Source organism: Amycolatopsis tolypomycina (assembly GCF_900105945.1).
Taxonomy (GTDB): Bacteria; Actinomycetota; Actinomycetes; order Mycobacteriales; family Pseudonocardiaceae; genus Amycolatopsis; species Amycolatopsis tolypomycina.
The window spans coordinates 2388629-2409540 of the sequence record NZ_FNSO01000004.1 but is presented as its reverse complement, the minus strand read 5'-3'; the positions used below and the strand labels follow the sequence as shown (position 1 = coordinate 2409540).

14 protein-coding genes are annotated in these 20912 nt (G+C 73.4%); 10 read left to right on the top strand and 4 right to left on the bottom strand.

What is annotated here, in order from left to right; genetic code table 11:
* The first annotated feature begins 434 nt into the window (after window positions 1-434).
* The 10 genes from BLW76_RS21155 (at window position 435) to BLW76_RS21110 (ending at window position 13641) form a co-directional block, all read left to right on the top strand.
* Window positions 435-965, top strand: coding sequence for a hypothetical protein (locus tag BLW76_RS21155; RefSeq protein ID WP_091310037.1), 531 nt, complete (start codon window positions 435-437; stop codon window positions 963-965).
* Window positions 962-1408, top strand: a complete 447-nt coding sequence (locus BLW76_RS21150; RefSeq protein WP_091310034.1) for a GNAT family N-acetyltransferase — start codon at window positions 962-964, stop codon at window positions 1406-1408. Before BLW76_RS21155 ends, BLW76_RS21150 begins: the two co-directional genes overlap by 4 nt.
* Window positions 1401-1838 (top strand): hypothetical protein, encoded by a 438-nt coding sequence (locus tag BLW76_RS21145; protein WP_091310032.1) that lies wholly within the window; start codon window positions 1401-1403, stop codon window positions 1836-1838. Before BLW76_RS21150 ends, BLW76_RS21145 begins: the two co-directional genes overlap by 8 nt.
* Entirely contained in the window at window positions 1826-2407 is a 582-nt protein-coding gene (locus BLW76_RS21140) for a GNAT family N-acetyltransferase (protein ID WP_091310030.1), read from the top strand. Before BLW76_RS21145 ends, BLW76_RS21140 begins: the two co-directional genes overlap by 13 nt.
* A complete protein-coding gene (locus tag BLW76_RS21135; RefSeq protein ID WP_091310028.1) occupies window positions 2404-5583 on the top strand; it encodes a S41 family peptidase in 3180 nt (1059 codons plus the stop codon). The genes BLW76_RS21140 and BLW76_RS21135 overlap by 4 nt, the downstream gene beginning before the upstream one ends.
* Window positions 5580-6275 (top strand): 4'-phosphopantetheinyl transferase family protein, encoded by a 696-nt coding sequence (locus tag BLW76_RS21130; protein WP_091310027.1) that lies wholly within the window; start codon window positions 5580-5582, stop codon window positions 6273-6275. Before BLW76_RS21135 ends, BLW76_RS21130 begins: the two co-directional genes overlap by 4 nt.
* 85 nt (window positions 6276-6360) lie before the next feature.
* Entirely contained in the window at window positions 6361-9504 is a 3144-nt protein-coding gene (locus tag BLW76_RS21125; protein WP_091310025.1) for a type 2 lanthipeptide synthetase LanM family protein, read from the top strand.
* Between the two features lie 29 nt (window positions 9505-9533).
* Window positions 9534-9740 carry a hypothetical protein gene (locus BLW76_RS21120; RefSeq protein ID WP_091310024.1) on the top strand — a complete coding sequence of 69 codons (207 nt, stop codon included), beginning with the start codon at window positions 9534-9536 and terminating at the stop codon, window positions 9738-9740.
* A gap of 111 nt (window positions 9741-9851) precedes the next feature.
* Window positions 9852-12791 (top strand): ATP-binding protein, encoded by a 2940-nt coding sequence (locus BLW76_RS21115; RefSeq protein ID WP_091310022.1) that lies wholly within the window; start codon window positions 9852-9854, stop codon window positions 12789-12791.
* A gap of 415 nt (window positions 12792-13206) precedes the next feature.
* Window positions 13207-13641, top strand: coding sequence for a hypothetical protein (locus BLW76_RS21110; RefSeq protein ID WP_244170246.1), 435 nt, complete (start codon window positions 13207-13209; stop codon window positions 13639-13641).
* A gap of 44 nt (window positions 13642-13685) precedes the next feature.
* Here the strand turns inward: BLW76_RS21110 and BLW76_RS21105 are convergent, their stop codons facing one another.
* From BLW76_RS21105 to BLW76_RS21090, 4 genes are all read right to left on the bottom strand, one after another.
* A complete protein-coding gene (locus tag BLW76_RS21105; RefSeq protein ID WP_091310020.1) occupies window positions 13686-14045 on the bottom strand; it encodes a hypothetical protein in 360 nt (119 codons plus the stop codon).
* A 24-nt stretch (window positions 14046-14069) separates the two neighbouring features.
* Entirely contained in the window at window positions 14070-15884 is a 1815-nt protein-coding gene (locus BLW76_RS21100) for an OmpL47-type beta-barrel domain-containing protein (RefSeq protein WP_091310019.1), read from the bottom strand.
* A gap of 85 nt (window positions 15885-15969) precedes the next feature.
* A complete protein-coding gene (locus BLW76_RS21095; RefSeq protein WP_091310017.1) occupies window positions 15970-19914 on the bottom strand; it encodes a ThuA domain-containing protein in 3945 nt (1314 codons plus the stop codon).
* Window positions 19911-20900 carry a multicopper oxidase domain-containing protein gene (locus BLW76_RS21090; protein WP_091310015.1) on the bottom strand — a complete coding sequence of 330 codons (990 nt, stop codon included), beginning with the start codon at window positions 20898-20900 and terminating at the stop codon, window positions 19911-19913. The genes BLW76_RS21095 and BLW76_RS21090 overlap by 4 nt, the downstream gene beginning before the upstream one ends.
* Window positions 20901-20912 lie beyond the last annotated feature (12 nt).

Sequence of the window (20912 nt, the reverse complement as noted above, 5' to 3'; positions counted from 1 at the left end):
GGCACCTTCTCCGTGGCACGAACATGACACCGTGTGGGTCGGAGTTTTCCTTGACCGGCAACGGTTCGTCGGTGAATCTGGGTTGGCCCCGCCGGACCGCAGGAATCGCGGACCGGATCCGCGGGGAAATCCCACCAAACGAAACCGAGGAGAACTCATGTCGAAGGAAGCTTCGAAGGTCGCCAGCAAGGTCGCGTCGAAGGTCGCCGCCAAGGAGGCCGCCAAGGAGGCGTCCAAGGAGGCCTCGAAGGTCGCCGCCAAGGAGGCGTGACGCCCCGGCGGGACGGCGGCACTTTCCCGTGAAGGCGCCGCCGCCCGACCCGGGCACTTTCACGTGAAAGTGCCCGGCTTGTCGCCACCGCGGGCGCGGCGCTTTCGCGTGAAAGTGCCGTGCCCGCGGGCTTTACCCGTATTCCACCAGCCCGGGAGGGGCCATGACCTCGATCGCGCCCGTCGCGCCGCCCGCCGATCCGGCGGAGCGCGCGCTGCCGCGCTGGTCGGCCCGCGCCGGCACGGCCGCCGACCGGGCGGCCGTGCTCGCGCTGTTCACCGACCCCGGCTTCTTCTTCCGCACCGACCGGCCCGACACGCGGTCCGAGCAGGAGATCGACCAGCTCCTCGGCGACGACACGCGCGTGCTCCACGCCGACGGCGAGCCCGTCGGCCTGTACGCCCTCGAGCACGAGGGCAGCGAGCACGGCTGCCACTACGTCCTGCACCTGCGCCTGCGCTCCGACGTCCCCCTGCACTGGTGGCACGACGCCTACCGCGAGATCGTGCACGCCCTGCGGTGGCGGCACGAGCTGGTGCGGCTGTCGGTCCGGTTCCCCGAGTTCGACCCCGCCGGTCTCGCCTTCGCGCGCTCCGCGGGTCTCACCGAAGAGGGCACGCTCGCCGGCGTGACCACCCACGAAGGCCGTCGCCGCGGCACGGTCTTCTTCTCGCAGGTCTGGGCGGAGTCATGAAACTGCGTGGATACCGCGGCACCGACCGCGCGCTGCTGAGCGGGCCGTGGCTCGCCGGCGAGCTGCTCGGGCTGCCCCTCGAAGACTGGCCCGCGCTCGCCGAGCCCACCGAGGTGCCCCCGCCCGCCGGGGACGACGAGGAACTGTGCGTCACCGACGGCGCCTTCGTCCGCTACACGGCCATCGACTGGGTGCACCGGCGGGCCCGCGTCGAGATCGGCGTCCACAGCGGACTGTCCGATGTGGACTCGCTGGTGACCGCCGCCGTCGCGCACGGCTTCACCGGGCTGAACCTGCGGCGCCTGTACGGCTGGGTCACCACGCCCCGCACCGCAGCGCTGGCCGCGGCCGGGTTCCGGCGCGAGGCGGTCGTCCCGGCCGCCACCTGGTTCGACGGTGCACCCGCCGCACGGGAGATCTGGGGGACGATCCGCCATGACTGAGCTGAGGCCGCTTTCGCCAGCCGAGGCCGCCGAGGGGCTGCGGCGCGCCGGCGATGCCGCGCGCGGGTTCCTCGGCACCGACCCGGTGACCCAGAACGACGCGCTGCTCGTGCGCGAGCTGACCGCCCGCGGCGCCCAGGTGTACGCCGCGGGCGGCGCGGTGGTCGGCTGCGTGCCGAACCGGGCGCAGCCGCGCCAGGCGTACGTCTCGAGCACGTCCGCCGGCCCGGAGCCGGTGCGCGCGCTGCTCGGGCACCTCACCGCCTACCAGCGGCGGACGTCGTTCGTCGCCCTGGTCCCCGAACAGGGCGCCGCCGCGTTCCTCGGTGCCGGGTTCACCCGCACCGGGGTGCTGCCCGGCCACCACTACGCCGGCCACGCGTTCCACGACGTGCTGGTCCTGGTGAAGGAGGCGTCATGCCGATCGTGACCGTCCGGCACTTCACCGAAGCGGACGTCCCGCTGCGCACGGAACTGCTGCGCGAGGCGCGGTTCACGGCCAACCTCACCGACTTCGCCGTCGGCTCGGACGACGACGGCCTCTCGGCCCGGCAGCTGCGCACCATCACCGACGAGCAGCGCACGAAGCGCATCTTCACCGTGTGCGGCGCGCACGGCCGCGTCATGGGGTTCGCGTGGATCACCTCGATCGACTGGCGCGCCCAGTGCTGCGAGCTGTCCTTCGGCGTGCTGCCGCGCGACCGGGGGCTCGGCGCGTTCGCCGTCTACGCGGTGCACAAGCACCTGCGTGACGAGCTCAACATGCGCGTGATCGTCAACCAGGTCCTCACGCACAACACCATGTTCCTGTCCGCCGAAGCACTGGAGGCCCAGCACCAGGTCCGGTGCGAACGGGACTCCTACACGGTCGGGGAGTGGCGGACGGCGTGCTACTGGACGCTGTCCGACGAGGACGTCCAGCGGCACCAGGCGTCCGAAGAGCGCCGCCGCCGGGAGCTGGCCGAGCGGATCCGCGAGCGGATCGAGGCCCGGTCGTGACCGGGCGGGCCGGGTACCTGCGCACCGCCGCGGTCGCCGGCGACACCCTGTACTTCGCGTGCGAGGACGACCTGTGGTCCGTCCCCGCCGACGGCGGGCGGGCGCACCGGCTGACCGCGGGCCCCGGCGAAGCCCGGCGGCCGCGGATCTCCCCGGACGGCACGGAAATCGCGTTCGTCGGCACCTACGACGGCCCGGCCGAGGTGTACGTCATGGCGGCCGAGGGCGGGCCGCCGCGGCGGCTGACGTACCAGGCCGGCCGCTGCGTCACCGTCGGCTGGCACCCGCACACCGGCGAAGTGCTCTACGCGACCGACGCGGAGCAGCCGTCGGGCTTCGGGGCGCGCCTGTTCTCGGTGGCGCCGGACGGCGGGCCCGCCCGGCCGCTGCGGCTCGGCCCGGCCGACACGATCGCCTTCGGCGACGGCGGCGTGGTCGTGGGCCGCAACACCGCGGACCCCGCGCGCTGGAAGCGGTACCGCGGCGGCGGCACCGGCGAACTGTGGTACGCCGGGCACGAGGCCGGTCCGTTCACGCCGCTGGTGGCGCTGCCCGGGAACGTCGCCGACCCGTGCTGGGCCGGCGGCCGCGTCCACTTCATCAGCGACCACGAAGGCATCGGCAACGTCTACTCGTGCCTGCCCGACGGTACCGACCTGCGCCGCCACACCGACCACCACGACCACTACGCGCGCGGGCTCACCACCGACGGCACCCGGCTGGTCTACACCGCGGGCGCCCGGCTGCACCTGCTCGACGACCGCGGCGCGCGGCCGGTGGAGGTCGACCTCGGCGGCGCGGCCCCGCAGCGCGGCCGCCGGTTCGCCCCCGCGGGCGAGTACCTCGACGGCGCGCGCCTGTCCCCCGACGGCACCCGGCTCGCGGTGACCGCCCGCGGCAAGGCCTTCACCTTCGCGCACTGGTCCGGGCCGGTCCGCGGCCACGGCAGCGCCGACGGCGTGCGCTACCGGCTGCTGCGCTGGCTGGCCGGCGGGCGGCAGCTCGTCGCGGTGGCCGCCGACGAAAGCCCGGACGAGCGGATCGTGCTGATGGACGCCGAGGGCGGCGAGGACGCCCCGGTGCTCGTGGCCGGCGGCGTCGGGCACATCACCGAGCTGACCGCCTCCCCCGCGTCGGGGCTCGTCGCGTTCGCGACCAGCCGGCAGCGCGTGTGGCTCGTGGACACCGCCGACGTGCTCCCCCGGCCGCGGCTGCTCGACGCGAGCAAGCACGAGCGCATCGAGGACCTCGCCTGGTCGCCCGACGGCCGGTGGCTGGCCTACACGTTCCCGGAGTCGCCGCGCACGTCGTCGATCAAGCTCGCCGACACCGCGTCCGGGCGCACCCACCGGGTCACCGATCCGGTGGTGCGGGACGCGCGCCCGGCGTTCGACCCCTCCGGGCGGTACCTGTACTTCCTCGGCCAGCGCGACCTCACGCCGGAGCTGGACCAGGTGCAGTTCGACGTCGGGTTCCCGTTCGGCTCCCGGCCGTACCTGATCACGCTGCGGGCGGACGAGCCGTCGCCGTTCGAGACGCGGGCCACCGCGCCCGGGCCGCCGCTGCCCGCCCCGCGCGGCGACGGCCGGGTGGAGATCGACCTCGACGGGATCTCCCGGCGGGTGGCGGCGTTCCCGGCGCCCGAAGGCCGCTACAGCGACATCGCGGCGCTGCCCGGCCGGGTGCTGCTGCTGGCCGTGCCGCTGGCCGCACCCGACCCGGCGCACCCGGGCTCCGGCGGCGAGGGCACGGTGTCGCTGGTGGACCTCGGCACCGGCCAGGTCACCACTGACTGTCTCGGCGCGGTCGACGAGCTGGAGGTCCGGGGCGACGTCGTGCTGCACCGCACCGACAGCCGCCTGCGCGTGCTGCGCGCCGACGTCGCCGGCGACCCGCCCGACGGCGAAGAACCGGGCCCGGCCACCGGCTGGGTCGACCTCGGGCGCGTCAAGGTGCCGTTCGACCCGTCGGCGGAGTGGCGGCAGATGTTCCGCGAGGCGTGGCGCCTGCAGCGCGAGGGGTACTGGGACGCGCGGATGTCCGGTCTCGACTGGGACGCGGTGTACGACCGGTACGCACCGCTCGCGGAACTGGTGTCGTGCCGCGCGGAGCTGTCGGACCTGATCTGGGAGCTGCACGGCGAGCTCGGCACGTCCCACGCGTTCGAGCGCGGCGGCGAGTACCGCGCCGGGCCGGACGAGGCGCAGGGCTTCCTCGGCGTCGACTGGGACACCCCGCCCGACGGCTCTTCGTGGCGGATCGCGCGGATCCTGCGGGGCGACCCGTGGAACCCGAAGGCGGGTTCGCCGTGCGCCCGGCTCGGCGCCGACATCCGGGCGGGCGACGCCGTGGTCGCGGTCAACGGCCGCCGCGTCGGCCCGTCGGGTCCCGGCGAGCTGCTGGTCGGCCAGGCCGACCGCGAGGTGGAGCTGACCGTGCGCCGGGCCGGCGCCGAGCACCGCGTGGTGGTGCGGGCCTGCGCCGGCGAGGCGCGGGCCCGGTACCTGGACTGGACCGAGGGCAACCGCGCGTACGTGCGGACGGTGTCGGGCGGCAGGCTGGGCTACCTGCACGTGCCGGACATGACGCGCGCCGGGTACGCCGACTTCGTCCGCGGGTTCCTCACCGAGCTCGACCGCGACGGCCTGATCGTCGACGTCCGGTTCAACACGGGCGGGCACGTGTCACCGCTGCTGCTCGACCGGCTGGCCCGCCGCCGCACCGGCACCGAGCACGGCCGCTGGAGCGGGACGGCGCCGTACCCCACGGAGTCCCCGCGCGGCCCGATGGCGACGGTGCTCAACGAGCACACCGGGTCCGACGGCGAGATCTTCGCGCACGTGTTCCGCGCGCTGGGACTGGGTCCGCTCATCGGCAGGCGCAGCTGGGGCGGCGTGATCGCGACCTGGCCACGCCACCGGCTGGTGGACGGCACGGTCACGACGCAGCCGGAGTTCCGCTACCGCTTCGGCGACGCGGGTGGTTCGCTGGAGAACCACGGCGTGGAGCCGGACCTGGCGGTGGTCCCGGCCCCCGACCGGCTGCTGCCGGGCGAGGACGACCAGCTCGCGGCGGCGGTCGCGCACCTGCTGACGGAACTGGGTTCGCCGCTGGACCCGCCGGCGGACGTGCTGCCCGCGCCCCGCGCGGCCCTGCTGCTGCCGCAGGCGCCATGACCGGCGACGTCGACGTGTGGCTGGTGCCGGTCCGGCCCCGGCCGTCGTGGCTCGGGCTGCTGTCCGAGGCGGAGCGCGCCCGGGCCGCCCGCCTGGCGGCGGCGGACGTGTACACGACGTCCCGCGCGGTGCAACGCCTGTGGGGCGCCTGCACGCTGGGTGTCCCGCCCGCGGCGGTGGAGATCGACCGGACGTGCACGTTCTGCGGCGACCCGGCCCACGGCCGTCCCCGGCTGGCCGGAGCGCCCGAGTTTTCGGTGTCCCACACGGAGAAGTGGCTGCTGTTGGCCACCGCGACGGAGGGCCTGATCGGCGCCGACATCGAAACCCCGGCCGCGGCGGCCGACCCGGCCGGGCTGGCGGGCGTGGTGTTGTCGGCCGCGGAGCACCGGGAGTTCTCGGCGGCGGACCCGGCCGAGCGGACCGGACGGCTGCTGACGGCGTGGACCCGCAAGGAGGCGGCGATGAAGCTGGCCGGCCTCGGCCTGGCCGCCGCCCCCGCGCGGGTGGACGTGCGGGGGCGGCTCGCCCGTTCGGACGTACCGGGCTGGCCGCGCGAACCCGTGCACCTGCGCTCGCTCGCCGTTCCGGGTGGTCACGTCGCCGCGCTGGCCACGACCGTGCCGGTGCGGGCCGTGCACCGGCGTGACCTGGCCTTACTCGACGCACCGGTGACCGCGGGGCGGCCGTAGCCCTTCCGCCACCCGGCGCAGGGGCCCCAATCTGGGTAGCGAGTACCCATGTACGCGCATCTCCCGGAGTGCGAATCTTCTCGGCGTGAGCCAGACAGTAGAGCGCCCCGAGCAGGCCCCCCACGAGGCACCGGCCTGGTGGACCGCCGCTCGGCTCCCCGGCGAGGCCGGGGCGGCCGAGACGGCCGGTGGCGGCCGGCCCGGCTGGGCGCGGCTCGCCGACTCGGTGCTGGCTTCGCTGCCCGTCGACGGCGACTGGCCCGCCCCCGTCGAGGCCGACGGGGATCGCGTCTTCCGGCACGCCGTGCTGCCCTTCGCCGCCGCCGCCCGAGAGCTGCTGGTGGAGCGCGTGCCCGCCGCCGAAGGGGTGTGGGCCGGTGTCGAGACCTGGCTCTGCGGGCAGCTCACCGCGCTCGCGGCCCGGACCTTCGTGGTGGAACTGCACTCGGCCGGGAAAGCCGGCCTGCTGCGCGGGACCACCGGGCGCGACCGCTTTGTCGACTTCCTGCGCCTGCTCGGCGGCCGCGGCTACCTCACCGAGGTGCTGGGCCGTCACCCGCTGCTCGCCCGGCTGCTCGCCCAGACCTGCCTGCGGACCGTCGAGGCCGTCGCCGAACTGCTCACCCGGTTCGCCGCCGATCGGGCCGCCCTGCGTGACGGCCTGCTGGCGGGCAGCGCGGCCGAGCTGAGCGAACTGACGCTCGGCGCCGGCGACGTGCACTCCGGCGGCCGCGCGGTCGCCCTGCTCGGTTTCGCCGACGGGCGGCGGCTCGTCTACAAGCCGCGGCCGCTCGGGCTGCTCGCCCGGTGGGGCGAGCTGCTGCGCTGGTTCGCCGAAGAGCGGCCAGGGCTGGCGCCGCGGCCCTTGGGCGTGCTGGCCCGCGACGGCTACGGCTGGGCCGAGTACGTCCCCGCGCGGCCGTGCGCCGACCAGGCCGGTGTCGAACTCTTCTACCGCCGCCAAGGCGCGCTGCTGGCCCTGCTCTACGCCCTCGACGCCACGGACATGCACTGCGAGAACCTCGTCGCGTGCGGCGACCAGCCGATGCTCGTGGACGTCGAGACGCTGTTCCACCCCGCGTTCACCTCGCTCACCCGCAACGGGCCGGACCCGGCCGCCGCCGCGCTGCACCGTTCGGTGGCGCGCACCGCCCTGCTGCCCACGCTGATGCTCGGCGAACACGGCGCCCTCGACGTGTCGGCGTTCGGCGGCGGCAACGGCGAGCAGAGCCCCGGGGAAGTGCCGCACTGGACCGGCGCCGGCACCGACGACATGCGCCTGGCCCACGGCCCGCGGCCCTACGCGGGCGGCGCGAACCGCCCGGTGCTCGCCGGGGCCGAAGTCGACGCCGGGATGTACCGGCAGAGCCTGCTGAGCGGCTTCCGCGCGGCCTACGAGTCCCTGGTGGACCGCCGCGCCGAGCTGCTCGAGGGCGCGCTGGCCCGGTTCGCGGGCGAGGAGATCCGGCTCGTCATGCGGCCGACGCAGGTCTACGCGACGCTGCTGACCGCCGCGACGCACCCGGCGCACCTGGCCGATGGAGCCGCCCGGCCCGAGGCGTTCGCCGCCCTCGCCGAGGACCAGGGGAAGGCCCACCTGCCCGCGCTGGTGCCCCACGAGATCGCCGAGCTGTGCGCCGGCGACGTGCCGGTGTTCACCGCCGCCGCGGACTCGGTCGACGTCACCACCGGGACCGGCACCGTGCTGCCCGGCCTGCTGGCCGCGAGCGGCCTCGACCAGGCCCGCGCGAAGATCGCGCAGCTGAGTGCGGAGGACCTGCGCGAGCAGGAGTGGTTCGTCGAAGCCACCCTCGCCACCCGCCGCCCGGAGGTCCGCCACAGCGCCGGCACGCCACTGCCCGGCGCGGTCGCCGCCGTGGTGCCCGACAGCCAGCACCTGCTCGCGCTGGCCTCCGCGATCGGCGACGACCTGGTCGCCCGCGCCGCCCACGACGACGGCCGGGCCAACTGGGTCGGCCTCGAGCTGCTGGAAGGCAGGCACTGGCTGGTGCTGCCGATGGGCGCGGGCCTCGCCGAGGGCTACTGCGGCACGGCCCTGTTCCTCGCCCAGCTCGGCGACCTGACCGGCACGGCCCGGTACTCCGAGCTGGCCGCGAAGGCCGTGCGCACGCTGCCGGTGCTGGTCGAGGTCCTCGCCGAACACCCCGAGCTGGCACGCGAAGTCGGCTCCGGCGGGTTCTTCGGACTGGGCGGAATCTGCTACGCACTGGCCCGGCTGGCTTCCCTCCTGGGCGACAGCGCGCTCACCGCCTGCCTGCCCGCCGCGATCGCCGCGACGGCCGCCGCCGACGCGGCCGCGCCCGCCGGGGTCGGCGAAGGCACCGCGGGCGCCCTGGCGGCGATGCACGCCGTGTACGCGGAAAGCGGGCTGCCCGAAGCGGCCGCGCTGGCCGCCACGCTCTCCCGGCGGCTCGCCGGAGCGCCGCGCCCCACGGCCCCGGGTTTTCTCTGGGGCACGGCGGGCGTGGACTGGGCCCTCGGCCGAGCCGGCACGACGGCGGACTCGGCGGGCGGCGGCCTGGGCCGAGCCGGCGCGGGGCTCGGCTGGGCCGGCGCCACCGCGGCCGACTCGGTGGCCGGTGACCCGGGTCGAGCCGGCGCGGCCGCAGCGAACTCGCTGACCGGCAACCCGGGCGAGGCCGGCGCCACCGCGCGGGGCGACTGGGCCGCCGCGACCACGGCGAACCCGCTGACCGGCAACCCGGGCGAGCGCTCGGGCCAAGCCGGCGCCACCGCGGGGGTCGGCCAAGCCGGCGCCACCGCAGCCATCCCCCTGGACGCCAACCTGGGCTGGTGCTCGGGCCTGGCCGGTCAGGTCCTCGCCACAGCCGCCGCCCCGGGTTCCGCCGGCCTGCAACCCGGCACCGCCGCCGCGCGCAGGGCGGATGCCTTCTCGACCGCGGTGGCCGCCCGGCCGCCGTCGTCCGATCAATCTCTCTGTCACGGTGAGCTCGGCACCCTCGAAGCACTTGTGGTGCTGGCCGGGCAGGGTCACGAACCGGCCGTCTCCGCCTTGCGGAGGGCGACCTCGCGCCTCGTGGGCGCAGTGGAAGGGCACGGGCTCCAGTGCGGTACTCCGCACGGAGTAGCAAGTCCCGGTCTGCTGACCGGAACCGGGGGTATCGGTTTCGGGTTGTTGCGGGTCGGTTTTGCCGAACGGGTTCCGTCGGTTCTGCTGCTGGAACCTTCGGGCCTTACTGGGAAATAACCGCGAAACACCTCATCACGGGAGTGAAGATGCGCAACGACACCAACGCCGGCGAATTCGACGCGACCCCCGCCACCCCGGCGGCGGACAGCCCGCTCGGCGACGCCACGCCTGGTGCCAGAAAGAAGATCGGTGTCCGGGCGGGGATTCTGGCCGGGCTGACCCTCGGTGTGGCCGGCGCCGCCGTCGTCACGATGGACATCAGCACCGTGGTGAGCAACCACACGCACGCGTGACGTGCTCACTACGGCACAAAGCGTGACAACATCGCCAATCCTGCCGTCCGAACAGTGGAATCTCCACCGCAAGACCACCGAATTCGTGAGTCCGGTCTCTAAGGTTGGCGCATGCGCACCCGTGCCCCCGCTCTCGTCGGCCGAGGAACGGAGATCGAAGAGATCGGGCGGGTGTTGCACGACGCTCGCCGCTCTTCCGGATCGGCCCTGTTCGTCACGGGGGAACCCGGTATCGGCAAGACCCGGCTCGCCGCCGAAGCGGTGGGCCACGCCCTGGACGCGGGACTGGTGGTGCTGCGGGGCCGCGGCAGCACCACCGGTCCCGCCGTGCCCTTCCGGGCGCTCACCGAGGCACTGCTCTCCCTCGCCCGCACCGGCGGCGGCCGCGAGCTGGTCGAACAGCTCGGGCCGTACCGGTCGGTGCTCGGCAGGCTGATCCCGGACTGGGCCGCCGGCGCCGACACCGCGGGCGACTCCTCGCTCGTCGTGCTCGCCGAGGCGACGCTGCGGCTCACCGGGCTGGCCGGCGCGGGCCGCGGCTGCCTGTTCGTCGTCGACGACCTCCAGGACGCCGACGTGGAAACCCTGGCGGTGGTGGAGTACCTGGCCGCCAACGTCCGCACGCAACCGGTGGTCGTGCTGGCCACCCTGCGCGCCGAACCCTCGCCCGCGCTGGACGCGGCCTACGCCGCCACCCGGCGCGGCGAGGGTTTCCTCATGCCGCTGGACAGTCTCGGCCCGGCCGAGGTGCGGGACGTGGTGGCGTCCTCGCTCGGCGCCGAACCCGACCAGGTGTCCGCGGACGTGGCCGAGCGCCTGTTCGCCGACAGCGCCGGCAACCCCCTGGTCGTCGAGGAACTCCTGCACAGCATGGTGGCGGCGGGCGAGCTGGTGAACGGCGCCGCGGGCTGGCGGTTCACCGGGCACGGCCGCAGCGCCGTGCCCTCGACGCTCGTCACGATCATCACCCGCCGCGCCGACCGCCTCGGCGAACGCGGCAAGCAGCTGCTCGCCATCGCCGCGGTGCTCGGCCGCCGGTTCCCGCTTTCGGTGGTGCAGCGGGTGAGCGAGCTGGACGACCGCAGCCTGTTCGGCCACCTGCAGTCCGCCGTCGCCGCCCAGCTGCTCACCACCGACGAGCGCGGCGAAGACTGGTACGCCTTCCGCCACCCGCTCACCGCCGAAGCGCTGCTGACCCTGCTCAACCCGGCCGAACGCGTGGCGCTGTCGGCGAAGGCGGCTGACGCCGTGGTGGAGCTGCACCCCGATCTGCCGGGCGAGCTGTGCAGCCTGGCCGCGTCGCTGCGGCTGGGCGCCGGTGACCGCTGGGCCGCCGCCGACCTGTACCGCGAGGCCGCCCAGCGCGCGCTGGCCGAAGGCGCGCCGGGGTCGGCGATCGCGGTGCTGGACCACGCGGTGAACCTGCTCGGCGACGACGCGGACCGCGGTGCCGAGCAGTCCGGCCGCTACCGGGACCTGCTGGAGCTGCTGCTGTTCGCGCTGGCCGAGGCCGGGCAGTTCGACCGCGCGGTCAAGGTCGCCCGCTCGCTGCGGCCCGCCGACGGCCGCGATCCCGCGCGCCAGATCCGCGTGCACGTCCGCCTGGCGTGGGCGGCGCAGGTCGCCGGCCGCTGGGCGGAGGGCTTCGAGCAGGTCGCCGCGGCGCGGGCGCTGCTGCCGGGGACGGGGCTCGACGAGGAGTCCGTGGCGGTGGACGCCGTCGACGCCTACCTCTCGATGTCCGGGCCTGCCCCCGACCGGGTGCGCCGCAGCGAGGAGCTGGGCCGCCGCGCGGTCGAGGGTGCCGAGCGGATCGGCTCGCCGTCGACGGCGTGCCAGGCGCTCTACGCGGTCGGGTTCGTCGTGCGCGAGCGGGACATGACCGAGTCCGACGAGTGCTTCCGGCGGATGCTCGACGCCGCCGCCGAGCACCGGCTGACGAACTGGCGCAACTACGCGCTGGTCGGGCTCGGCGGCAACGCCTGGCTCACGGAGGCGGACCCGTCCGGCCTCGAGACCGCGCGCGCCGAGGCGCTGCGCACCGGCGGGATCAGCCTGGCCTACAACGCGGAAGCCGTGCTGGGCCTGCATTCCGTGCTGTGCGGCCGGTTCGCCGAGGCCGGCCCGCGGCTCGACGCGTGCTACGCGGAGGCCTCCCGGATCAAGCTGTTCGCCGTCAGCCGCTACGTCCAAATGGCACAGGCGGTGCTGGCGGGCCACCGCGGCGACCGCCGCGCGATGGAGACCGCACTCGGCGACTTCCGGCGCGGGGGCGGCGATTCCGGCCCGGAGGCGCCGCTCGCGCGCGGGCTGGCCCAGGTCTTCTGTTCGCTGCTGGAGGAGGACCGCGACACCGCCCGCGCCGAGCTGGAGACCCTCGCCGCCGACCAGGCGCGGCAGCAGAGCACGTTCCACCTCGCCGGGACCCACGGCCTGAAGCTGCTGCTGGACGTCATCGCCGGCGACGCGGCCTGGGCCGACCACCGGCGGGTCGCCGCCGGTGCCGCGGGCGGGATGCGCTGGAACCGCCAGTTCGTGCTGCTGGCCGAGGCGGTGCTGCACGGCCGCGACCACGCGCCCGAGGCCGCCGCCGCGGCGATGCGGCGCGCGGCACAGGCGGCCACCCCGTTCGGCGTCGCCCGCCCGCTGGGCCTGCGCCTGGCCGCGGAGCCCGCCGTCGACGACGGCTGGGGCGAGCCCGCGGAATGGCTGCGCGAAGCCGAAAGCCACTTCCACGACGCGGACGTGATCCCGGTGGCCAGCGCGTGCCGCGCCCTGCTGCGCCGAGCCGGTGCGTCGGTGCAGCAACGCCGCACCGGAACCGAACGGGTGCCCGAAAGCCTGCGCGCGATCGGCGTGACACTGCGCGAGTTCGAGGTCTTCGAACTGCTGGCCTTCCGGCTCAGCAACAAGGCACTGGCCGCACGCCTGCACATCTCCCCACGCACGGTGGAGAAGCACGTGGCGGCCCTGCTGATGAAGACCTCGGTCCGCGACCGCAACGAACTGGCCCGGTTCGCCGCCGAGCATTCGTCGGCCTCGGAAGTCTGAGCCGGGCGGCGGGCCCGGCGGCGCGGTTTTCGTCGTGGGGGCGGACGTCGGCGGGATGATCGTGGACGGGTGTTGCGGTCATGGTGGTGCCTCCGGTTCGGTTGCCTCCGACGCTGCGGATTCCGCCCCCGGCAGCGCATTGCTTCCGCCCGGCACCAGCGCGACGGTCGTGCTGCCGAGCGCCGACACACCCTGACCGAATGCTCCCCTTTTCAACGCCATTGTCCACCCTGTGAATACCGATTCCGCAGGTTGCGACAACGCCCACGGAGGTTGCCGCAGCCGAACACCCTTCGGGCAGAGGTAAAACGTTTCGAGGCCGCTTGACGCTGTCCCGGCGCGGCTGGAACCGTCGGCCCGGCGAGAGCGACGATTTCGGCGCTCTCGGCCACTGGGGTCAGAACGGAGTCAAATGATGCGCAACAAGATCGCGGCCTTGGCCGCGACGACGGCTTTCGTCGCCGGCGGGACACTGCTGGGCGCCACCTCGGCGTCGGCCGCCGTGGACCCGCCCGGCGGCAGCTGGGACCACACGTGGACCACCACGGACGGCGCCAAGGGTGGCACGATCTACATCGAGGAGAACGGCGACGTCGTCTCCCTCTGCGACACGGCGGCCGACGGGCTCGCCCCGCGGGCCAACATCTCCGTCGAGGAGAGCTCCGTTCCGGGCGCCTACGACACCCGCTACACGCTCACCGCCTCCGGTGGACTGGGCTCGTGCGCCACGGCCAGGGCTTCCGACGGCGGCACGCACGACCTCCCGGAACACTGGAACATCGGCGTCGGGATCTACCTCGGCCCGAACTACCAGCACTCGAGCCAGCACTACTACCTCAACGACCACTAGGGTGCAGGACGGCCCGGCCGGGAGATCCCGGCCGGGCCGTTTCGTCACTTCACCAGCGCCGACGCCGCGCACAGGGCCGCCCAGCCTGCCGCGAACGCCGCCACCTTCGCCCGCGCCGACCGGTCGGGCAGGCCGGTGCCGAACACCACCGCGTCCGCCGCGTCGGAGGCCACCCGGGCCGCCAGTGCCACCCGCAGCGGCCTGCCCTCGGGCGCAAACACCATCGCCAGGCCAATGGCCGCGTCGCGGGCGCCGATGCCGGCGATCAGGGTGCGGACGTCCGCGGTGACCCCGCCCGCCGGCGTGGTCAGGCCGCACGGTTTGGCCAGCACGCGCGGCGCGACGATGATCGTGGCGCTGTAGGCGGCGGTCACCGCTCCGAGGACGCGGGTCAACGCGGGCATCCGGCACTTCCTTCGGTCGCGGGCTCAGGCCTTCCGCTTACCCCCGTCCGCCGGTGCCAAACCACCGCCGACGCCGGACTCGATCGCCGCCGTCACGATCCGGTTGCGGTCGCCGGAGGACAGCACGCCGTTGGCCACGAGCTCCTGCGTCACCGCCTTCACGTGCTTGACGAACCGCTCGTGGGAGGCGTACTCCGCGTTCTCGTCGATGACGTCGTTGATCGTGCAGCCGTTGCCGGTGTCGGTGTTCGCCACCTGGCTGTCGACCCCGCCGATCACCACCGTCTCCCGGGTGTCCGACGACGGGCAGGCGTCCGGCGGCGGTGGGGCCGCGACCACCGTGAACGAACCCGTCAGCTCGGCCGAGACGTTGCCGGCGACGTCGGTGGCCCGGGCCCGCACGGTGTGCGCCCCGAGCGCCGAGACCACCACCGGCGCCGTGTACCTGGTCCACGCCGAAGCGTCCACTTTGTACTCGACGAAGCCCACTCCGGACTCCGCGTCGGTCGCGGTCACCGTCACGGTCGCCGAGCCCACGTAGTTCCAGCCGCCGTCCTGGTTGCCGCGCAGCTGCAGCGCCACGGCCGGTGCCGTGGTGTCCCCGCCGGCGACCACCGTGAACGCCACCGAGCCCTCCGCGGACGCGTTGCCGGCGACGTCGCGAGCGCGGTAGGCCACCGTGTGCGCGCCCACCGCGGACACCGGAACCGGTGCGCTGTAAGCGGTCCACACTCCACCGTCCACTTTGTACTCCACCGCGGCGACGCCGGAACCGGTGTCCGACGCCGTCACCGTGACCGTCGCCTTGCCGACGTAGTTGCCGTCGCCGTCCTGCGTGCCGGCCACCGAAGCCGACACGGCCGGAGCGGTCGTGTCGCGCTTGACCACCGTGAAGCTCGCCATGCCCTCCGGTGACGTGTTCCCGGCGGCATCGGTCGCCCGGAAGTGGACCATGTGCGCGCCCGCACCGGTCACCGCGACGGGTGCGGCGTACGGCGTCCAGGCGCCGCCGTCCAGCTGGTACTCGACCGACCGGACGGCGGAGTCCGCATCGGTGGCCGTCAGGGAAACCGTGGCCACGTCGAGGTAGTTGCCCGCCGCGTCCCGGTCTCCCGCGACCGAGGCGGTCACCGTCGGCGGCGTGGTGTCGCCCGGACCGTCGACGACCGTGAAGTGCGCCATGCCTTCTTCGGACGTGTTCCCGGCGACGTCGGTCGCGCGGTAGTGCAGCATGTGCATGCCCACCGCGGTCACCACCACCGGTGCGGCGTACGCGGTCCACGTGCCGCCGTCGAGCTGGTACTCGACCGACGCCACGCCGGATCCCGCATCCTCGGCCGAAAGCGTGACCGTGGCCGATTCGACGTAGTTGCCGGCGGGATCGCGATCGCCCGTCACCGCGGCGGTCACGGTCGGCGGGATCGTGTCGCCGGTGCCGTCGGAGACGACGAACTCGCCCGCCATCGCGGTGTGGCCGGGAATGGTGCAGTAGTAGCGGTACTTGCCCGGTGTCAGCATCACGACGGCCTCGTGCCGGCCGTCCTGCGGGTCGAACGGGTTGGCCAGGATGTTCAGGGTGACGTCGTGGTTGTAGCCCGGTGTCGTCGTGTCGAACGTCAGGGTGTGCGACATCCCGGTGGTGTTGCCGGTGGCTTCGCTGTTCTCGAAGACGATCGTGGTCTCGCCGGGCCGGGCGCCGGTCGGCGCGGACGCGTACTCGGTGGTGCTGTTGTTCCCGGTCCAGGTCAGCGTCTGGACCGGGGCCGCCGCCGCGGGCGTCGCCAGCCCGAGCACCGCCAGGAACGCGGTCAGCAGCAGGGCGATCAGTCGTGGGGACATCGCGGGGAACCCTTCCTCGAGTGGGGCTCGTGAGTGGTAAGGCGCGTTGGAACCCGCCTTACCACCCACGACGGCCGCGGCAGGCCTACAGCTGCCGCACCCGGATGTTGCGGAACTCGATCAGGTCGTTGTCGCTGTGGTTCTGCAACCCGATGAACCCGCTGACGAACTGCCGCAGGTCGGTCGGCGGGTCACCCGCGCGCGACGACTGCTGCCCGGGCGTGTTGTCGAACTCGTTGATCACCACGCCGTTGCGGATCATCGTGTAGTGCTGCCCGACGACCTTGATCTCGTACTCGTTCCACGTGCCCTTCGGCCGCGCGCCCGCCTGGTCGAGCGGGCGGGGGTCGAAGTTGTAGACCGACCCGGTCTTCTGCGGCTCGCCGGTGTCGCCGTCGTAGATCTGGATCTCGTGGCCGCAGTAGATGGCCACCCAGGCCTGCGACGTCCGCGCCGACCCGACCGTCCCGCAGCTGCCCGGCGGCCGCTGTTCGAGGGGTGTCCGCGGGTCCGGGAACCGGACGAACACGCCGCTGTTGGCCCGGCCGGGATCCGGCGCGATGTCCTTGAACTGCACCTTCACCGAGAAGTCGCCGAACTGCCGTTGCGCGTACCACAGCATGCCCAGCCCGCCGCCGGCCCGGATGGACCCGTCGGGTTGCAGCGTGAACTGCCCCGACGGCGCCTGTGCCCAGGCCCGCAACGACTCCGCCGTGCCGTCGAACAGCGCGTCGTAGCCGGTCGTGCCCGGTTTCCCGATCGGTGACGCCGCGGCGGCCGCGTTCAGTTCCGCCACCTCGGCGTCGGACAGCACCCCGAGGTCGGAGAGCGTTTCGGTGGCCTGCTCGACGTGGTTGACGAAGGCGGCGTGGGTGCTCCACGTGCTTTCGTCGTCGAGGAAGTCGTCCACCGTGCAACCACCGCCGGCGTTGCGGTTGACCACCTTCGTGAGCGTGTCGCCCAAGGTCACCGCCGGGCCCGGATCGGCCACCGCACAGCCGACGTTCACCGACGCCCGGGTCGTCACCGCTTCACCGTTCGCGTAGGTCACGGTCAGCTTGGCGGTGAAGATCCCGGTGCGCGGGTAGGTGTGCCGCGGGTCGGCCTGGGTGGACACCGAGCCGTCGCCGAACTCCCACCGGTAGGACACGCCGCCGGACTTCGACCCGGTGAACGCCGCCGTCAGCGCCTTGTTCTGCACCATGGTCGACGACGCCGCCGGGGCGGGCGTCGGCGCGCCACCGGTGTAGCTGATCTTCAGCAGCTTCTGGTTGGCGTCCAGGGAGAAGAAGCCGTTGCCGTAGTCGAGCACGTACAACGCGCCGTCCGGCCCGAACTTGGCGTCCATCCAGCTCTGCACCCGCGTGTCACCCGCGCCGCCCGGGATGATCTGCCGGAACGTCTCGGCGAACACCGGCGGCTGGTGCGTGGGCACCTCGGCCGGGTCGACGGTCACCGCGACCCGGTTCTGCGAGTTGGCCTCGTCGGCGATGAACCACTTGTTGTCCCAGTACTCCGGCCACGCGACACCGCTGTTCGGGTTGACCAGCGAGCGGTGGTACGTCGGCCCGGACATGACCGCCTGGCCGCCGCCCCGCAGGTACGGCTGGGTGTAGGTGGCGTCCGCCGCGTTGTACGTCGGGATGGAGCTGCCCGGCCGCTTCGGGAAGACCGGGCCGCCGCCGTCCGGCGAGTACCAGATCATGTTGTCCTTGATCGGCGGCAGGTTGACCAGCCCGGTGTTGCGCGGCGAGGTGTTGATCGGGTTGTTGCAGTCGTACCAGCCGGTGAGTTCCGCGGCGTTGGTGCTGCTGCGGTCGCGGTAGGGCTGCCGGTTGCCCATGCAGTACGGCCAGCCGTGGTTGCCCGCCTCGGTGATAATCGTGGCCGTCTCGTACTTCGCCGGCCCGAGCTCGGGGCTCGGCGCGGGCGCGTCCGGGCCGACCCAGCCCGCGGTCAGCCAGTTGTGCACCGGGTCGATCTGCAGCCGCGAGATGTTGCGGACGCCCATCACGTAGATCTCCGGGCGCGTCTTGTCCGACGGCCCGTTCGGGAACAGGTTCCCCGGCGGGATCGTGTAGGTGCCGTTCGGCTCCGGGTGGATCCGCAGGATCTTGCCGCCGTAGTCGTTCGTGTTGCCCGCCGTGCGGCGCGCGTCCTGGAACGACAGGCCCTTGTACTCGAGCGTCCAGTTGTTGCCGGAGTAGCCGTTCGAGCCGCCCGAGGAGTTGTTGTCCCCGGACCCGACGTAGAGGTTGCCGTCCTTGTCGAACGCCATCCCGCCGCCGGCGTGGCAGCAGCTGTGGATCTGCACGTCCCAGGACATCAGGTCCTTGCGGGTGGCCTGGTCGATCGTCTGCGCGGTCGCGTTGTAGGTGAACCGCGAGATCGTGCGCTTGCCGATCCGCTTGTCGCGGTCGATCGAGTCGTGCGGCATCCAGTAGGCGTAGAACCAGCCGTTCTCGGTGAACTTCGGGTCCAGCACCATGCCGAGCAGGCCTTCTTCGTTCTTGACCAGCTCGTCGCCGCTGCCGCGGTTGCCCATCACGCGCAACGTCGTGAGCAGCTTGACCTTCTTGGTGGCCGGGTCCCACTGGTGGATCGTGCCGCAGCCGAGGCCGACGTTCGGGTCGTCCCAGCTGACCACCGGCCCGGTCGGGCAGGCCGCCTTGCCGATGTAGAAGACCTTGCCGTCCGGTGCGATGGTGAGCCCGTGCGGCTCGCCGATCTGGTCGAGCTGCCCGGCGGCGTTCTTGCCGGTGAGCCGCTCGACCTTGTAGTTCGCGGCGATCCCGGCCTGGCAGTCGCCGCGGACCATGCCGGTGGTCCAGCGCAGGGCGCCGAGCAGGTGGTCGCGGAACTGCCCTTCGCCGTAGGAAGCTTCGGTGCGGCCCATGCCGGTGTAGAAGGAGCGGCCGCCGTCGTAGTCGCGGCACCACGAGATCGGGTGGAACGGGCCGTTCGCGCCGACGCCCGGCTGGTAGCCCTTCTCCTCGACCTGGGCGACGGTGTGGACCGTGCCGACCGGGTTGGTTTCCCAGTTGAGCCAGCGGTCGGTGCGCGTCCAGTTCTGCGGCAGCCCGGCGGTGGCCGGGTGTTTGGCGTCGAGGACGTCGACGACGGCCTGCTGCGGTGCCGGCTCCGGCGGCGGCGGGGTCGTCGAGGTGTCCTTGAACAGCTTGAGGTCCGCGAGCTGGATGATCGGCTCACCCGCGTTCGCGGTGATGTTCAGCCGGTAGTTCGGGTAGACCGTGGTGTTGGCGAAGGTGAACGTCCGGGTCTGGAACGGGTCGGTGAACGTCTCGTTCGTGCGCGTGTCCAGGTCGGTCCAGGTGCTGCCGTCCGCGGACCCCTGCAGGGTCCAGTTCTTCGGGTTGCGGCCCGGGAAGTCGTTCGCCGACACCAGCGCGTAGCTGCTGACCGCGACCGGGGTGGCCATCTTGTAGGCGGCCCAGCCGGTGGTCGCGAACGTCAGCCACTTCGTGTTTTCGTTGTTGTCGGCCAGTTTCTCCTTGGTTTCGTTCGGCGGGTTCTCCCCGCTCGCGGTCACCGACGCCACCGCCTCGGGCGTGGGCCGGGCGCCGACCGGGCGCGCCCCGATCAGGCCGGTGAACCACTGCGACGAGTCCTGCGCGCGGGCGGCGTCGGAGATGCCGAGGAACCCGCCGCCGGCCTTCATGTACGCCTGCAGCGCGCCTTCCTGCTCCCGGCTCAGCGTGACGCCCTGCGCGGACAGGAACACGACACCGCGGTAGCGGGCCAGGTTGGCGGTGTTGAACACGGCGGGATCCTGCGACGCCGTGACGGTGATGCCGTTGTCCCCGCCCAGCCGGGCGATCGCGTCGGCCGCGCGCAGGACCGGGTCCTTCTGGCCGGCCGCCGCGCCGTGGAAGACGAGGACGTTCACCGGCACGTTCGCCGCCGGGGCCGCTGCGGCCACGGGCATCGCCATCAGCGGAGCTCCGGCCGCCAGGACCGAGCCGATGGCGAGCACGACCGCGCCGCGCCTGCCGAACCATCGTCGTTTCATAGCTCCCCTCCTGCGTGCGTACGGGAATCGGGGTTCGTGTCGTGCCCGGTGTGGCCGTGCTCCTTGAACCGGTCGATCGCGTCCTGCGCGCCGTCGGGCAGGCTGCCGTCGGGGTTGCGGACCAGGAAGAGCCCCACCATGCCGCCGTCGGAGTGGGTCTGGACGTGGCAGTGGTACATCCACACCCCCGGCCCGGCGCCTTCGCCCGCGAGCACCTGGAACCCGAACGAGCTGCCGGGGTCCAGGTTCTTGTTGTCGACGATGGCAACGTTGTCAGCGGCGCTGCTGAGCATCCCGGTACGGGTATCGGCCCAGCGGTGGCCGTGCAGGTGGAACGTGTGCGGCAGGCTGCCGTACCCGATGCAGACCCACTCGACGCGCTCGCCGAGGCGCGCCTCGAGGATCGGCGTGTCCGGCGCCATCGCGTGGTTGATCATCATTTCGTTGAACACGACGGTGTACTGCTTGCTGGGCAGCAGGTCGCCGCGCTTGCGGACGATCAGCCCGCCGTACAGCCCGCGCGCGAGGCCGGCGGTGCCGTGGTCGGTGCCCATGGCGTGGTCGTGGTAGTGCCAGTAGCCGGCGCTGCCGGGCATCCAGAACCCGCCGCCGGCGTCGTACCGGGTCCGCGTGCGCCAGGTGTACGTGCGTGTCTCGCCCGGCTTGTTGAAGGACGCGTTGAGCGGGGCGCCGTCCGACGCGGTGTCGTAGGTGACGCCGTGCGGGTGGATCGACAGCCGCTTGTCGGTCCGGTTGACCAGTTCGATCTCGAGGGTGTCGCCCTCGTAGACCTCCAGCAGCGGCCCCGGGATCGTGGCTTTGCCCGGTTCGAGGCCGTAGCCGTAGAGGCCGCCGGGCAGGGCTTCGGCGTAGATGGTGATCTGGCGGGTCAGGCCCGCGGCCGACGCTGTTCCGGCCACCCCGACCGCGGGCGCGAGCACGCCCGCGGCGGTTCCGGCCAGCATCGACCGACGTGATACTCGCATGTCGAGTCCCCC

Excerpts from the sequence above, each read along its gene's own strand:
- BLW76_RS21155 (WP_091310037.1), top strand. The coding sequence starts at position 435 with ATGACCTCGATCGCGCCCGTCGCGCCGCCCGCCGATCCGGCGGAGCGC.
- BLW76_RS21150 (WP_091310034.1), top strand. The coding sequence starts at position 962 with ATGAAACTGCGTGGATACCGCGGCACCGACCGCGCGCTGCTGAGCGGG.
- BLW76_RS21145 (WP_091310032.1), top strand. The coding sequence starts at position 1,401 with ATGACTGAGCTGAGGCCGCTTTCGCCAGCCGAGGCCGCCGAGGGGCTG.
- BLW76_RS21140 (WP_091310030.1), top strand. The coding sequence starts at position 1,826 with ATGCCGATCGTGACCGTCCGGCACTTCACCGAAGCGGACGTCCCGCTG.
- BLW76_RS21130 (WP_091310027.1), top strand. The coding sequence starts at position 5,580 with ATGACCGGCGACGTCGACGTGTGGCTGGTGCCGGTCCGGCCCCGGCCG.
- BLW76_RS21120 (WP_091310024.1), top strand. The coding sequence starts at position 9,534 with ATGCGCAACGACACCAACGCCGGCGAATTCGACGCGACCCCCGCCACC.
- BLW76_RS21115 (WP_091310022.1), top strand. The coding sequence starts at position 9,852 with ATGCGCACCCGTGCCCCCGCTCTCGTCGGCCGAGGAACGGAGATCGAA.
- BLW76_RS21110 (WP_244170246.1), top strand. The coding sequence starts at position 13,207 with ATGCGCAACAAGATCGCGGCCTTGGCCGCGACGACGGCTTTCGTCGCC.
- BLW76_RS21105 (WP_091310020.1), bottom strand. The coding sequence starts at position 14,045 with ATGCCCGCGTTGACCCGCGTCCTCGGAGCGGTGACCGCCGCCTACAGC.
- BLW76_RS21100 (WP_091310019.1), bottom strand. The coding sequence starts at position 15,884 with ATGTCCCCACGACTGATCGCCCTGCTGCTGACCGCGTTCCTGGCGGTG.
- BLW76_RS21095 (WP_091310017.1), bottom strand. The coding sequence starts at position 19,914 with ATGAAACGACGATGGTTCGGCAGGCGCGGCGCGGTCGTGCTCGCCATC.
- BLW76_RS21090 (WP_091310015.1), bottom strand. The coding sequence starts at position 20,900 with ATGCGAGTATCACGTCGGTCGATGCTGGCCGGAACCGCCGCGGGCGTG.